Annotated in this window: 10 protein-coding genes; 5 read left to right on the top strand and 5 right to left on the bottom strand. The window is 69.3% G+C overall.

Features of this window, described 5'->3' with window-relative positions:
* The first annotated feature begins 143 nt into the window (after window positions 1-143).
* Together GGR16_RS03465 and GGR16_RS03460 are read left to right on the top strand one after the other, a co-directional pair.
* The gene (locus tag GGR16_RS03465; RefSeq protein WP_183315718.1) at window positions 144-1172 is read left to right on the top strand and encodes a Fe(3+) ABC transporter substrate-binding protein; all 1029 of its coding nucleotides are present in this window, start codon (window positions 144-146) and stop codon (window positions 1170-1172) included.
* A 180-nt stretch (window positions 1173-1352) separates the two neighbouring features.
* Window positions 1353-3092 carry an ABC transporter permease gene (locus GGR16_RS03460; RefSeq protein ID WP_019401940.1) on the top strand — a complete coding sequence of 580 codons (1740 nt, stop codon included), beginning with the start codon at window positions 1353-1355 and terminating at the stop codon, window positions 3090-3092.
* Between the two features lie 180 nt (window positions 3093-3272).
* Here the strand turns inward: GGR16_RS03460 and GGR16_RS03455 are convergent, their stop codons facing one another.
* Complete coding sequence (locus GGR16_RS03455) at window positions 3273-5231, bottom strand: acetoacetate--CoA ligase (RefSeq protein ID WP_183315717.1); 1959 nt, start codon at window positions 5229-5231, stop codon at window positions 3273-3275.
* 204 nt (window positions 5232-5435) lie between these two features.
* Between GGR16_RS03455 and GGR16_RS03450 the strand changes: the two genes are divergently transcribed.
* Window positions 5436-7298, top strand: coding sequence for an AsmA family protein (locus tag GGR16_RS03450; RefSeq protein ID WP_019401938.1), 1863 nt, complete (start codon window positions 5436-5438; stop codon window positions 7296-7298).
* A 3-nt stretch (window positions 7299-7301) separates the two neighbouring features.
* On the opposite strand, the gene GGR16_RS03445 is transcribed toward GGR16_RS03450, so the two are convergent.
* From GGR16_RS03445 to GGR16_RS03435, 3 genes are read right to left on the bottom strand one after another with little or no spacing between them, the layout of a single operon-like run.
* Window positions 7302-8093 carry an ABC transporter permease gene (locus tag GGR16_RS03445; protein WP_019401937.1) on the bottom strand — a complete coding sequence of 264 codons (792 nt, stop codon included), beginning with the start codon at window positions 8091-8093 and terminating at the stop codon, window positions 7302-7304.
* Window positions 8090-9043: an ABC transporter permease gene (locus GGR16_RS03440; RefSeq protein ID WP_425486555.1), complete on the bottom strand. Its 954-nt coding sequence runs from the start codon at window positions 9041-9043 to the stop codon at window positions 8090-8092. Before GGR16_RS03440 ends, GGR16_RS03445 begins: the two co-directional genes overlap by 4 nt.
* Window positions 9044-9048: 5 nt before the next feature.
* A complete protein-coding gene (locus GGR16_RS03435) occupies window positions 9049-10224 on the bottom strand; it encodes an ABC transporter ATP-binding protein (protein ID WP_183316322.1) in 1176 nt (391 codons plus the stop codon).
* Between the two features lie 164 nt (window positions 10225-10388).
* Here GGR16_RS03435 and GGR16_RS03430 point away from each other — a divergent pair, with 164 nt between their 5' ends.
* Window positions 10389-11786: a glutamine synthetase family protein gene (locus GGR16_RS03430; RefSeq protein ID WP_019403562.1), complete on the top strand. Its 1398-nt coding sequence runs from the start codon at window positions 10389-10391 to the stop codon at window positions 11784-11786.
* 29 nt (window positions 11787-11815) lie between these two features.
* Window positions 11816-13096 (top strand): FAD-dependent oxidoreductase, encoded by a 1281-nt coding sequence (locus GGR16_RS03425; protein ID WP_183315716.1) that lies wholly within the window; start codon window positions 11816-11818, stop codon window positions 13094-13096.
* Window positions 13097-13304: 208 nt separating this feature from the next.
* On the opposite strand, the gene GGR16_RS03420 is transcribed toward GGR16_RS03425, so the two are convergent.
* The gene (locus GGR16_RS03420) at window positions 13305-13991 is read right to left on the bottom strand and encodes a Crp/Fnr family transcriptional regulator (RefSeq protein ID WP_019403560.1); all 687 of its coding nucleotides are present in this window, start codon (window positions 13989-13991) and stop codon (window positions 13305-13307) included.
* Window positions 13992-14121: the final 130 nt, after the last annotated feature.

Genomic DNA, 14121 nt, shown 5'->3' with positions numbered 1-14121 from the left:
ACCCCTCTTTAGAGAGATTATAAACTATTGATTTGATTGGTTATTTTGTTGACGCGCCCCGCCCGTGGCGGCATACGCCTTTCTTCATACGCAAGTTGCGATCGAGGCTGGGGCCCGGTCCCGGATCGAGGGAGGCTACAATCATGCAACGCTATGCTCGCAGGCTCATCGGGGCCGTTTCTTTCGTCGCCGCGGGGATGACCGCGGGCGCGGCGCTCGCCCAGGAAGTCAACCTCTACACGACGCGCGAGCCCGGGCTCATCAAGCCGCTGCTCGATGCCTTCACCGAGAAGACCGGCGTCAAGGTCAACACCGTCTTCGTCAAGGATGGGCTCGGCGAGCGCGTGGCCGCCGAGGGCCAGAACTCGCCGGCCGACGTGCTGATGGTCGTCGACTTCGGCAACCTCATTGATCTCGTCGACCGCAACGTCACCCAGCCGGTTCAGTCGAAGGTGCTGGAGGAGGCGATCCCCGCCAACCTGCGCGACAAGGACGGCAACTGGTTCGCCCTGACGCTGCGGGCCCGCGTGCTCTACGCCTCGAAGGACCGCACCAACATCGACGCCTTCACCTATGAGGAGCTGGCCGATCCCAAGTGGCAGGGCAAGGTCTGCATCCGCTCGGGCCAGCATCCCTACAACACCGCCCTCTTCGCGACCGCCATCGCCAAGGACGGCGCCGAGAAGGCCGAGGAATGGCTGAAGGGCGTCAAGGCCAATCTCGCCCGCAAGGCCGGCGGCGGCGACCGCGAGGTGGCGCGCGACATCCTCGGCGGCATCTGCGACATCGGCATCGGCAATTCCTACTATGTCGGCCTGATGCGCTCCGGCAAGGGTGGCCCCGACCAGGAGAAGTGGGGCGAGGCCATCAAGGTCGTGCTGCCGACCTTCGCCAACGGCGGCACGCATGTGAACGTCTCCGGCGCGGCCATCGCCAAGAACGCGCCGAACAAGGGCGAGGCCGTCAAGCTGCTCGAGTTCCTCGTGTCGGACGAGGGGCAGGAGCTCTACGCCCAGGCGAACTTCGAATATCCGGTGAAGGCCGGCGTGAAGGCCGACCCGATCATCGCGAGCTTCGGCGAGCTGAAGGTCGATCCGGCCCTGCTGACCGACATCGCCGAGCACCGCAAGGCGGCGAGCGAGCTCGCCGACAAGGTCGGCTTCGACAACTGAGCGGCAGCGAGGCAGGCGAAGCTCCTTCGCCTGCCTTCCGCACGAGGTTTCGATGACCAGCCCCAAGCGGACGCTTCCCCGTCCCGGTGCGCTCCTTGAGCGCTCCGGGATTGTTCGTTTCCGTCCCGTGCCGGCGGAGGCCGGTCTCCGGTCGGAACGGCGCAGCGGGACAGCCGCCCGATGACCATTGCCGCCGCCGGCGAGGGACGCGCCGGAGCACCACGGCGCCTCACCCTGCCTCCGCTCTCCGGCTGGCTCGCCGCTGCGGGCGTGATCGCGCTCGGCGTCGTCGCGCCCATCGCGGCGCTCGCCTGGTTCGCGGCGCAGGGTTCCGGGGATCTCTGGCCGCATCTCGTCGACACGGTGCTGCCGCAGGCGATCCGCGACACGGCGATCCTGCTCGTCGGCGTCGGCGCGCTCGTCATCGTCCTCGGCACGGGCACGGCCTGGCTCGTGACCGCCTACGACTTCCCGGGACGATCGGTGCTCGACTGGGCGCTGCTGCTGCCCCTCGCCATCCCGACCTACATCGTCGCCTATACCTATCTCGACGTGCTGCACCCGATCGGCCCGGTGCAGACGGCCATCCGCACGCTGTTCGGGATCAGCAACCCGCGCGACCTGCCGTTTCCCGACGTCCGGTCGATGTGGGGCTGCATCCTCCTGCTCAGCCTGGTGCTCTACCCTTACGTCTACCTGTCGACGCGGGCGATGTTCCTGATGCAGGCGGCGAGCCTCGTCGAGGTGGCGCGCACCCTCGGCCACGGGCGCCGGCGCGTCTTCTTCCACGTGGCGCTGCCGCTCGCCCGCCCCGCCATCGTGGTCGGCACCAGCCTTGCGCTGATGGAAGCGCTCAACGACATCGGCGCCTCCGAATTCCTCGGCGTGCGCACGCTCACGGTGTCGATCTACGCCACTTGGATCAACCGCTCCAGCCTGCCGGGCGCGGCGCAGATCGCCCTCGTCATGCTGGCGCTCGTCATCTCCCTCATCCTCATCGAGCGCTGGGCGCGGCGCCGCCAGCGCTACGCGGCGGCCGCGCAGCAGGCGCGGCGGCTCGTGCCGCAGCGGCTCGCGGGCGCGCGCGGGCTCGGCGCGCTGGCCGTCGGCTTCCTGCCCGTCCTGTTCGGCTTCTGCGTGCCGGCGCTGCACCTCGCCCACGAGGCCTACAAGCGCGTGTCCTTCGCCGGCATCTCCCCCGGCATTCTCGAGGAGACGATCAACACGGTGACGATGGCGGCCGTCGCCACAGCCGTCACCATCGCGCTCGGCCTCGTCGTCGCCTATACGGCGCGCATCGTGCAGCGGCGGGAGGCCAATGTCCTGGCACGGCTCGCCAGCGTCGGCTACGCCATTCCCGGCACGGTGCTCGCCATCGGCCTGCTGACGCCGCTCGCCGCCTTCGACAATGCGGTCGACGGGGCGATGCGCAACCTTTTCGGCATTTCGACGGGCCTCATCCTCTCGGGCTCGGGCGTGGCGCTCGTCTATGCCTATGTCGTGCGCTTCCTCGCCATCGCCAACGGCGGCATCGAGGCGGGGCTCTCCAAGGTCCCGCACTCGCTCGACCATGCGGCGCGGGCGCTGGGACAGGGCCGGCTCGGCACCATGTTCGGCGTGCACCTGCCGCTGGTGCGCCCCGCCCTCCTCGGCGCGGCCCTGCTCGTCTTCGTCGATTGCATGAAGGAACTGCCGGCGACGCTGCTGCTGCGGCCGCTCAATTTCGAGACGCTGGCGACCCACCTCTATGCCGAGGCCTCGCGCGGCACCTACGAGGACGGCGCGGTGGCCGCCCTGCTCATCGTCGTCTTCGGCCTCGTGCCCGTCATCCTGCTCGCCCGCATGAGCCGCGGGCGCTACGCCGTCTCGCTGCGCGCATCGAGTTCCGAGGTCGACCGGCCGGCCTCGTTCAGGCCGTGAGCGGCACGGACACGGCACGGTCCCTTTTCGTCATGGCCGGGCTTGTCCCGGCCATCCACGCCGTCAGGCCTTGCGCAACGTCAAGGCATGGATGCCCGCGACAAGCGCGGGCATGACGGCGGAAAGGCTGCGTCCAAAGGCCCGGCGCCGGCGCGCACAGTGCAAGCCGGACAGGCGCACTCACCCCTTGAGCTCGGGCAGGTCCTTGTAGAGGTCGAGCGCCTCGGGATTGGCGAGCGCCTCCTTGTTCTTGACATCGCGGCCGTGCACCACGTCGCGCACGGCGAGCTCGGTGATCTTGCCGGACTTGGTGCGCGGGATGTCCGCCACCTGGACGATGCGCGCCGGCACGTGCCGCGGGCTCGCGCCCGAGCGCACCTCGCGGCGGATGCGGTCCTGCAGGGCCTCGTCGAGCACCGCGCCCTCCCGCAGTCGGACGAAGAGGACGACGCGCACGTCGTTGTCCCAGTCCTGGCCGATGGCGAGCGCCTCCACGACCTCGGGAATGCGCTCGACCTGGGCGTAGATCTCGGCCGTGCCGATGCGCACGCCGCCGGGGTTGAGCGTGGCGTCCGAGCGGCCGTGGATGACGATGCCGCCGTGCTCGGTCCATTCGGCGAAATCACCGTGGCACCAGATGCCGTCGAAGCGCTCGAAATAGGCGGCGTGGTACTTCTTGCCGCCCGGATCGTTCCAGAACATCACCGGCATGCAGGGAAAGGCGCGGGTGCAGACGAGCTCGCCCTTGCCGGAGCGGATGGGCCTGCCCGCCTCGTCCCACACCTCGACCGCCATGCCGAGGCCGGCGGCCTGGATCTCGCCCTTGTAGACCGGCGAGATCGGGCTGCCGCCGACGAAGCAGGAGACGATATCGGTGCCGCCGGAGATGGACGCCAGGTGCACGTCCGGCTTGATGGCCTCGTAGACGTAGTCGAAGCTCTCGGGCGCCAGCGGCGAGCCCGTCGAGGTGATGAGCCGCACGCTCGAGAGGTCATGCGTGCGGGCGGGCTCGAGCCCGGCCTTCTTGCAGGCGTCGATATATTTCGCCGAGGTGCCGAAGAGCGTGACGCGTTCGGCCTCGGCGAGATCGAAAAGCACCGACGGTTCGGGATGAAAGGGCGAGCCGTCGAAGAGGATCAGCGTCGCCTCGCTGGCGAGGCCCGAGGCCAGCCAGTTCCACATCATCCAGCCGCAGGTGGTGAAGTAGAAGAAGCGATCGCCGGCCCTGAGGTCGCACTGGAGCTGGTGCTCCTTGAGGTGCTGCAGCAGGGTGCCGCCGGCGCCGTGGACGATGCACTTGGGCACGCCCGTGGTGCCCGAGGAGAAGAGGATGCAGAGCGGGTGGTTGAACGGCAGGCGCTCGTAGGTGACCGGCTTGGCCGCATATTCCGCGGTGAGCGCGGGCAATGTCGTCGCCTTGTCGCCGAGAGCCTGCGCCACCTCCTCGGCCACGCCGATGTAGGGCACCACGAGCACGGCCGCGAGGCTCGGCAGGCGCGCGACCACGTCGCGCACCTTGTCGGTCAGGTCGAGGCGCTTGCCGGCGTAGAAATAGCCGTCGATGGCGATGAAGACCTTCGGCTCGATCTGGCCGAAACGGTCGATGACGCCCTGCACGCCGAAGTCCGGCGAGCAGGAGGACCAGGTGGCGCCGAGGGAGGCGGTCGCCAGCATGGCAGCGATGGTCTCGGGCCGGTTCGGCATCATGGCCGCGACACGGTCGCCGACGCCGACGCCCTGGGCGGCGAGCCATTGCTGAAGGCGCGAGACGAGGGCGTTGAGCTCGGCCCAGGTGAGGCGCAGCGAGGAACCGTCCTCGCCGGAGAAGACCATGGCCTCGCCTGCGTCGTTACGGCGCAGGAGGTTCTCCGCGAAATTGAGGCGTGCGTCGGGGAAGAACTTCGCCCCGGGCATGCGGTCGTCCACGAGGACCTGCCCGCCCTTCTCGCCGATCACGCCGCAGAAATCCCACAGGGCCGACCAGAAGGCCTCCCGCTCGTCGATGGAGAAGGCGTGAATGTCGGCATAATCCGCAAAGCGCCGTCCGGCGCGCTCGCCGAGAAAGTCCATGAACCGCCGCAGGGTCGTGCCCGCCACGCGCTCGGGCGAAGGGGTCCACAAAGGGGCGGCAGGGGTCATCGTCATTTTCCTCCCTCGATTGTCGCCCGCGGTGATAGCGCGGCTCGCAATGTCCATAAAGCGCCAATATCAGGGAGCAAAGGAGGGCAACTGGACGAGAATCCTATGCGCGGCCGCTGAATCGGCGTAAAGGGATCAAAAATACCCGATGATTGAACTGCGCCGTTGGCCCATAGTCGGGGCCAATGCCGGACGCGAGTGGCGATGACGAGGTCCAAGCTCTTTCTCGTGACGGCCGCGGTCCTCGCGGTCTGCGCCATGGCCGTGATGCCGTGGACGCTGGCCACGAAGCCGCTTGCCGAGTCGATCGGCGAGGAGATGCGGCGCACGACCGGTCTCGGGCTCGCCACCGAGGGGCGGGCCACCTTTGCGCTCCTGCCCGTGCCGCGCGTCAAGCTGGAGAACGTCAGCCTGCAGACGCCGCAGGGCGAGGAAGTGGCGCGCGCCCGCCAACTGCGCGGCGAACTGCGGCTGCTGCCGCTTCTCCTCGGGCGGATGGAGCTCGTCGAGGTCACGCTCGTCCAGCCGCGCCTCGACCTCAGCCGTGTCGGGACGCTGCGCGAATTGTGGGCGATGCTCAACGCGCACACGGGCCGCGAGATCGAGAGCCGGCGTAACGGCACCGCCCGCGGGCGGCATGTCGGGCGGCTCATCATCATCGACGGGCTCGTGCTGACGCGCGCGAAGGACGAGGCCCCGGCGCTCGCCAACCAGGTCAACCTCGTCGTCTACTGGCCCTCGCTCGCCGGACCGCTCGCCGTGGCGGGCACCACGCAGTGGCATGGCGAACCGGTGGACATCCGCCTCGATTCCCTCTCGCCCGCCGCGATCGGCGACGGCCGCGCCTCTCCCCTCGCCGTCCAGCTGCAGAGCCCGTTCGGCGATCTCGCCTTCAAGGGCGACGTGAGCGGGGCCGAGGACCCGCAGCTCAACGGCGACCTGCGCGTCTCGACGCGATCCCTGCGCTGGGCCGACAGCCAGTTCGGCGGCATCGTGCCGCTCGGCCATCTCGTCGAGTCCTTCTCGCTCGCCGGGCCGGTGTCCATGTCCTCGCGCGGCCTGTCGCTGCCGCAGGCGAGCATCGAGATCGACCGCCGCCGCATCGACGGCGCGCTGACGGCACGCTTCGAGCAGGCGCGGCTCGCCGTCTCGGGCACGCTGGCGGCGGAAGAGCTGCAGCTCGAGCGTTTCCTGCGCCCCCTCCTGCCGGCGCGCGGCGCCGACGGCAGCTGGAGCCGCGATACACTCGGCACGCGCGGCCTCGACCACGCGGACCTCGACCTGCGCCTGTCGATCAACAAGGCCTATTTCGGGCGCATGCCGATCGACAATCTCGCAGGCTCCATGCAGATCAAGAACGGGCGGCTCGAAATCGCGCTCGGACGGGCCGGCCTTCACGGCGGCACCGTCAAGGGGCGCCTCACGGCCTCGCCCTCGCCAGCGGGCTATGACGTGCGCATGTCCGGCCAGGCGGACAAGGTGGACCTGCTCGGGCTCCTCAACGACGCCGGCAACATCACCCGCCTCTCGGGGCGCGGCACGGCGCAGTTCCAGCTGGAAGCCGCGGGCACCTCCTTCGCCGAGCTCGCGCACGGCCTCCGCGGCCAGGGCCAGTTCGACATTGCGGCGGGGTCCATCTCCGGGGTGAACCTGCCGGAGCTCGCCCGGCGCGCGGAAGTGCGCCCCCTCGCCGCGGCGCTCGAATGGCGCGGAGGGCGCACGCCCTTCGAGAGCATCACGGGCCAGGTGACGATCAGCGAAGGCATCGCCGACGTCGGCACGATGGAGATGACGACGCCGGGCGTGCGCGGCCTCATGACGGGACATGTCCTCGTCGGCGATCGGCGGCTGCTGCTCGATGCGACCGTCACCCCGCCGAAGGCCGCCGCATCGGCGGTGCCGTCCGGCTTTCCGCTCAAGATCCGCGGCAGCTGGGACGATCCGGCCGTCCTGCCGGACGTCGACGCGCTCATCCAGCGCTCGAGCGCGGCGGCGCCCTTTTTCGTCACCCCGCCGCCGCAGGTGCCGCCGGCGGATCTCACCTCGGCGGGCGGCACGCTGCAGTAGGCACTACTGGCGCGCGACGGCCGAGCGCTTCGTCGCGAGCGAGGCGATGATGACGCCGATGGTGACGAGCGCCACGAGAATGGTGCAGACCGCGTTGATCTCCGGCGTCACGCCGAGGCGCACCTGGCTGTAGATGCGCATGGGCAGGGTCGTCGCGCCCGGCCCCGACGTGAAGCTCGCGATCACGAGATCGTCGAGCGACAGCGTGAAGGCGAGCAGGAAGCCCGCCAGCACCGACGGCGCGATCAGCGGCAGCGTGATGGTGAAGAAGGTCTTCAGCGGCGGGCAGCCGAGGTCCATCGCCGCCTCTTCGAGGCTGCGGTCGAAATCGACGAGGCGCGCCTGCACCACCACCGTGACGAAGCACATGGTGAAGGTCGTGTGGGCGAGGACCACCGTCCAGAAGCCGCGGTCGAAGTCCACGGCGACGAAGAGCAGCAGCAGCGACAGGCCGGTGATCACCTCCGGCATCACGAGCGGGGCATAGACCATGCCCGTGAACAGCGTGCGGCCCGGATAGCGCCCGTAGCGCACGAGCGCGAGCGCGGCCAGCGTGCCGAGCACCGTCGCCACCGCCGCCGAGAGGAAGGCGACGCGCAGCGAGATCCAGGCCGCCTGCAGCAGTTGCTCGTTCTGCAGCAGCGAGACGTACCACTGCGTGGAGAACCCGCCCCAGACCGTGACCAGCCGCGAGGCGTTGAACGAATAGACGACGAGGATGAGGATGGGCAGGTAGAGGAAGGCGAAGCCCAGCGTCAGCGCCGTCGCGTCGAAAAAGCCGAAACGCCGGTTCATTTCGCCTTCTCCCAGCGCCGCGCCTCGATGTCGCGATAGGCGACGATGGGGCCGACGAGCAGCACGAGCAGCACGACGGCGACCGCCGAGGCGAGCGGCCAGTCGCGATTGGAGAAGAACTCGCTCCACAGCGTCCGCCCGATCATCAGCGTCTCGGAGCCGCCGAGGAGATCCGGGATCACGAATTCGCCGACGACCGGGATGAAGCACAGGAGGCAGCCGGCGAGAATGCCCGGCATGGCGAGCGGCACGGTGATGCGCCAGAAGGCGCGCAGCGGCGGGCAGCCGAGGTCCTCGGCCGCCTCCAGCAAAGTGTAGTCGAACTTCTCCAGCGTCGCGTAGAGCGGCAGCACCATGAAGGGCAGGTAGGAATAGACGATGCCGATGAAGACCGCCCTGTCGGTGTTCATGATCTGCAGCGGCTCGCCGATCAGCCCGAGATTGATGAGCAGCGCGCTGAGCAGCCCCTCGGGCTTCAAGATGCCGATCCAGGCATAGACGCGTATGAGGAAGCTCGTCCAGAACGGCAGGATGACGAGCATCAGCAGCGTCGGCCGCCAGCGCTCCGGCGCCTTCGCCATGGCATAGGCGATGGGAAAGCCGATGGCGAGCAGCAGGGCGGTCGAGACCGCCGCGATGCGCAGCGAGGAGATGAAGGACGAGAAATAGAGGCTGTCTTCGAGAAGCAGAGAGAAATTGTAGAAGCTGAGCTGCGAGAAGGCCTCGCTCAGGGCCTCGAGGCCGAGCGAGAGATCGAAGACCGGCCGGTAGGGCGGCTGCGCGGTCGCGGGTTCCGACAGCGCGATCTTGAAGACGATGACGAAGGGGATGAGGAAGAAGAAGGTCAGCCAGAGGAAGGGCACCGCCGGCACGAGCGCGCCAAGCGCCCGGCCGAAAGCGCCCCGGTCGGGCGGGCGCGGGGCCACGTCCATCCTTTCTTGATCGCTCATCGTCTTCACCGCGTCAGGACGACGCCCGCCTCGGGCGCGAAGTGAACGAAGACCTCGTCGTCCCAGCTCAGGGGCCGCTCGACGAAACGGGTGGCATTGGCGCGCGAGACCCGCAGCGTCCTGCCGCTCGCCAGGCGCACCAGGTAGATCGTCCAGTCGCCGAGATAGCCGATGTCCCAGACCGTGCCGGCGAAGACGTTCGGGGTCCCCGCCGGCGGCGCCTCGTGGGTCAGCACGAGCTTCTCGGGACGCAGGGCGAGCGCCACCTCCCGGCCGGGCTCCAGGGGCTCGGCGACGCCGGCGATCGAAACCGGGGCCGGCGCATCGGCGACGGCAAGCGTGCAGCGCCCCTCCCCGGCTTCGCTCACCTTGCCTTCGAGGATGTTCACGTCGCCGATGAACTCCGCCACATAGCGGCTCGCCGGCTGCTCGTAGATCTCGCCCGGGGTCGCGACCTGGACGATGCGGCCGTGGTCCATCACCGCGATGCGGTCGGCCATGGTCATCGCCTCCTCCTGGTCGTGCGTGACGACGAGGAAGGTCATGCCGAGCTTCACCTGCAGGTCCATCAGCTCGAACTGCGTCTCCTCGCGCAGCTTCTTGTCGAGCGCGCCGAGCGGCTCGTCGAGCAGCAGCACCTTGGGGCGCTTGGCAAGGGCACGGGCGAGCGCCACGCGCTGGCGCTGGCCGCCCGAGAGCTGGGCCGGGCGGCGGCGGGCGAAGGGCTCGAGCTGCACGAGGCGCAGCATCTCGACGACCCGCTCGGCGATCTCGGCCTTCGGCAGCCTGTCCTGCTCGAGGCCGAAGGCGATGTTGCGCTCCACGCTCATGTGCGGGAAGAGCGCGTAGGACTGGAACATCATGTTGACCGGGCGCCGGTAGGGCGGCACGCCGGAGAGGTCCTGGCCGGCGAGCACGATGCGCCCCTCGCTCGCCGCCTCGAAGCCCGCCAGCATGCGCATCAGCGTGGTCTTGCCGCAGCCCGAGGGCCCCAGCAGACAGAAGAACTCGCGCTCGAAGATGTCGAGCGACAGGTCGGCCACCGCCACGACGTCGCCATAACGCTTGGTCACCCGCTCGAAGCGGATGAAGGGCGTCGCCGCGGGATCGGCCCAGGGGGCGAAATCGCGGCGCACGGCGCCGATTGCCAGCGACCCGCGCCTGCGCCCGTCGACAGCCATGGACATTCCGGCACTACCTCCCAAACCGGACCCTCGCGGGCGCGCACGTTAGTCGCAGCCGGGCCCCGCGACAACAAGCGAGAGCCACGCCTTTCGGCGATGGGGGGCAGTTGACAGGCCGGGGGGCGGCACCGTTACCTCTTCGGGCACATCAGGCGGATGACATGGCCAAGAAAAGAGCGCACCAGAACAAGGCATCCCACACCCCTCGCGGCGCTGCCTCCATCGAGGAAGCCCGCGCCTTCGTCGACAAGCGCAACATCGAGGAAATCGAGTGCGTCGTGCCGAATCAGGCCGGCGTCGCGCGCGGCAAGGTGATGCCGGCGGAGAAGTTCTTCGGCGGGCCGACCATGAGCCTGCCGGGCGCCATCTTCTACCAGACGATCGCCGGCGACTATCCGCACGAGGTTCTCGATAAAGACGCCCCGGCGGACGGCGACCTCGTGCTGGAGCCGGACTTCTCGACCATCGCCCTCGTGCCGTGGGCGAACGACCCGACGGCGCAGATCATCCACGAGGCGTTCTACCGCGACGGCCGCCCCGTGGAGCACGCCCCGCGCCAGCTGCTGAAGCGGGTGATCGAGCTCTATCACCGCCGCGGCTTGCAGCCCATCGTCGCACCCGAGATCGAGTTCTACCTCGTCAAGAAGAACCTCGATCCCGACTATCCGCTGGAGCCGCCGATCGGCCGCTCGGGCCGGGCGGAGATCGGCCGGCAGGCTTATTCAATTGCCGCGGTCAACGAGTTCGACGACCTGTTCGAGCTCATCTACGACTACTCGGAGGCGCAGGGGCTGGAGATCGACACCCTGATCCACGAGGAAGGCGCCGGGCAGATGGAGATCAACCTGCGCCACGGCGACCCGCTCGACCTCGCCGACCAGGTCTTCCTCTTCAAGCGCACCATCCGCGAGGCGGCGCTGAAGCACGACATGTACGCGACGTTCATGGCCAAGCCCATCGCGCATCAGCCGGGCTCGGCCATGCACATCCACATGTCGGTGACCGACATCGAGAGCGGCCGCAACGTCTTCTCGGACAAGGACGGCAAGCCGACGGACGAGTTCTTCTCCTTCCTCGCCGGGCTGCAGACGCACCTGCCGGCGGCCATGTCGATGCTCGCCCCTTACGTCAATTCCTACCGGCGGCTGACGCGCTATTCGGTGGCGCCGATCAATGTCGCCTGGGGCTACGACAACCGCACCACGGGCCTGCGCATCCCGCCGTCGGACCCATCCGGGCGGCGCGTCGAGAACCGGGTGCCCTCCTCCGACGCCAATCCCTATCTCGCCATCGCCGCCTCGCTCGCCTGCGGGCTGCTGGGTCTCGAGGCTGGGCTCAAGCCGAGCGATCCGGTCGTCGGCTCCGCTTATTCGCTCGACTACGACCTGCCGCGCGGCATCCTCGAGGCGGCGGCCGCGCTCGAGGAGAGCGAGGCGCTCACCGGCCTCTTCGGCGACAGCTTCGTGCGCACCTATACGGCCGTGAAGCGGGCGGAGTTCGAGACCTTCATGGAGGTGATCAGCCCGTGGGAGCGCGAGTTCCTGCTGCTGAACGTGTGACCCGCGAGCCCGCCGAAGGACGAGCGCCCGTGCCGAACCCCTCCGCCGGCGGCAATCTCTACGAAACGACGGCGCCGCCGCTCGCGCCGCAGCCGCCGCTCGACGGCCCCGCGCGGGCGGACGTCGCCATCGTCGGGGCGGGGCTGACCGGCCTCGGCGCCGCGCTGACGCTGGCGCGGGCCGGCCATGACGTCATCGTCGTGGAGAAGGGGCGCGTCGGCGCCGGCGCATCCGGCATCAACGGGGGACAGATCCATCCCGGCCAGCGGCGCGACCAGCGCTGGCTGGAGGAGAAGGTCGGCGAGATGCGCGCCCGCGCGCTCTGGGACTATGCCGGCGAGGCACATCGCTGGCTCCTCGAGGTGATCGACGAGGAGGCCATCGCCTGCGCGCTGCAGCGCGGCCTCATCACGCTGGCGCACCGCCCCGCCCTCTTCCGCGACCTCGCCGCCGACGCCGAGCATCTGGCGCGGCACTACGGCGCGAACCACCTCACGGTGGTCGACCCGGCGGATCTGCCGCGCTACACGGGCGCCGAGGGCTATCACGGCGCCGTCTTCGATGCCGAGGGCGGCCATCTCGACCCGCTGGCGCTGACGCGCGGGCTCGCCGCGGCGGCCCTCGCCGCTGGAGCCCGCATCGCCGAGGACACGCCGGCGACGGCCCTTGCGAGGATGGGCGCGGGATGGCGCCTCGCGACGCCGCGGGGCGACATCGACGCGGCTTCGGTCATCGTCACCGGCGACGGCAACAACGGCCGGCTCGTGCCGACGGTGGCCGACCACGTCATGCCGCTCGTCAATTTCATGATCGCCACCGAGCCGCTCGGGCCATTGGCGGATGCGGTCTTCACGGGGCCCTATGCGGGCGCGGACACGCGCTTCGTGGTCAATTACTTCCGCCGCACGGCGGACGGGCGGCTCGTCTTCGGTGGGGGCGAAAGCTATGGCGCCACGCTGCCACCGAACTTCGCCGAGCGTGTGCGCCGGCGCATGCTGCCCATCTTCCCCATGCTGGCCGATGCCCGCATCACCCATGGCTGGGGCGGCGTGCTCGGCATCACCGCGCCGCGCCTGCCCTTCGTGCGCCAGATCGAGCCCGGCCTCCACGTCGCTTCCGGCTACAGCGGCCAGGGCGTCATGCTCGCCCCCTTCACCGGGCGGGCCATCGCCGAAGCCATCCTGGGCGACGACCGCCGCCTGTCGGTGATGACGGATCTTCCCGTGCCGAAACTGCCCGGCGGGCGCCTGCTGCGCCGGCCGCTGCTGATTGCAGCGATGCTCGGTTTCGGCCTGCTCGACAGGCTTTAAAAGCGGCGATGCCCTCTCGGGCATCAATTATCCGCTGGTTCCCGGCTCTCGCCTCACGCCTCGCGCATGCGGGCCGGGAAACGACGGCGTATATTGAGAGGAACCTCGTTCCCCGGACGCTTGGAGCGCAAGCGCAATGCGATCCGGGGCCCAGCACACCAAGCCGAGCCGAAGGCTCGCCGCAATCATTCGCAGTGCCGGCACCCGTCTAAAGGTCTTCGCGCAGTGCCTCGGCGACGCGCGCCTCGAGCACCTCCGGCTTCTTCAGCACGAGGGCGCCGCGTGTGCGCTCCACGAGGTCCTCGCTCGACAAAGTGGTGAATTCGCGCGTCACCTGCTCGCGCCGGCAGCCGATGCGGGCCGCGAGCACGTGGTGATAGGGCGGCGGCGTCACCACGCGCTCGCCGGGATGGCCGGCGCGCGGCTGCGACAGGCGCAGCAGCTCCGAATAGAGCCGGTGCCGCAGGTCGAGCACCGAATGTTCCATGAGGCGGGCGTTGAGCTCGCGCACGCGGCCGGCGAGCAGGCGCAGAACCTTGTCGCAGACGACCTTGGAGGCGAAGACGATCTCGCGGAAGACGGCGGCCGGCATGATGCACACCTCGCCGCGCGTCAGCGCCGTCACATTGGCCGAGCGCTTGACGCCGTCGATGGCGGCAAGCTCGCCGAAATACTGGCCGCCGCGCATCTCGCCGAGGATGACCTCCTTGCCCGACTGCGTGCGCACCAGGATGCGCACGTCGCCGGCGACGAGGAAGTAGACATCCGTCGAGGCGTCCTCGAAGTCGACGAGCACCTCGTCCTCGTCGAAACGGCGCCAGTTGCAGCGCGTCTCGAAGGGGCCGAGATCGATGTCGATGTCCTTGAAAAAGGCGACCCGCGCAAGCGATGCCATGGTTCCTCCCCCCTGCGGCCGAAGCACGAAACGGACAAGCCGCGACGGCGCGGCGCGTCAGCCCCGGCCGGCAGGCGCGCCACCCCTCAGACGACACGCCGCGCTGCATCGTTCTTTCCCCGGGCCGCAA

Source organism: Chelatococcus caeni, from assembly GCF_014196925.1.
GTDB lineage: Bacteria > Pseudomonadota > Alphaproteobacteria > Rhizobiales > Beijerinckiaceae > Chelatococcus_A > Chelatococcus_A caeni.
Note: the sequence above shows the minus strand (reverse complement) of the source record. Positions and strands in the feature narration are given on the sequence as shown.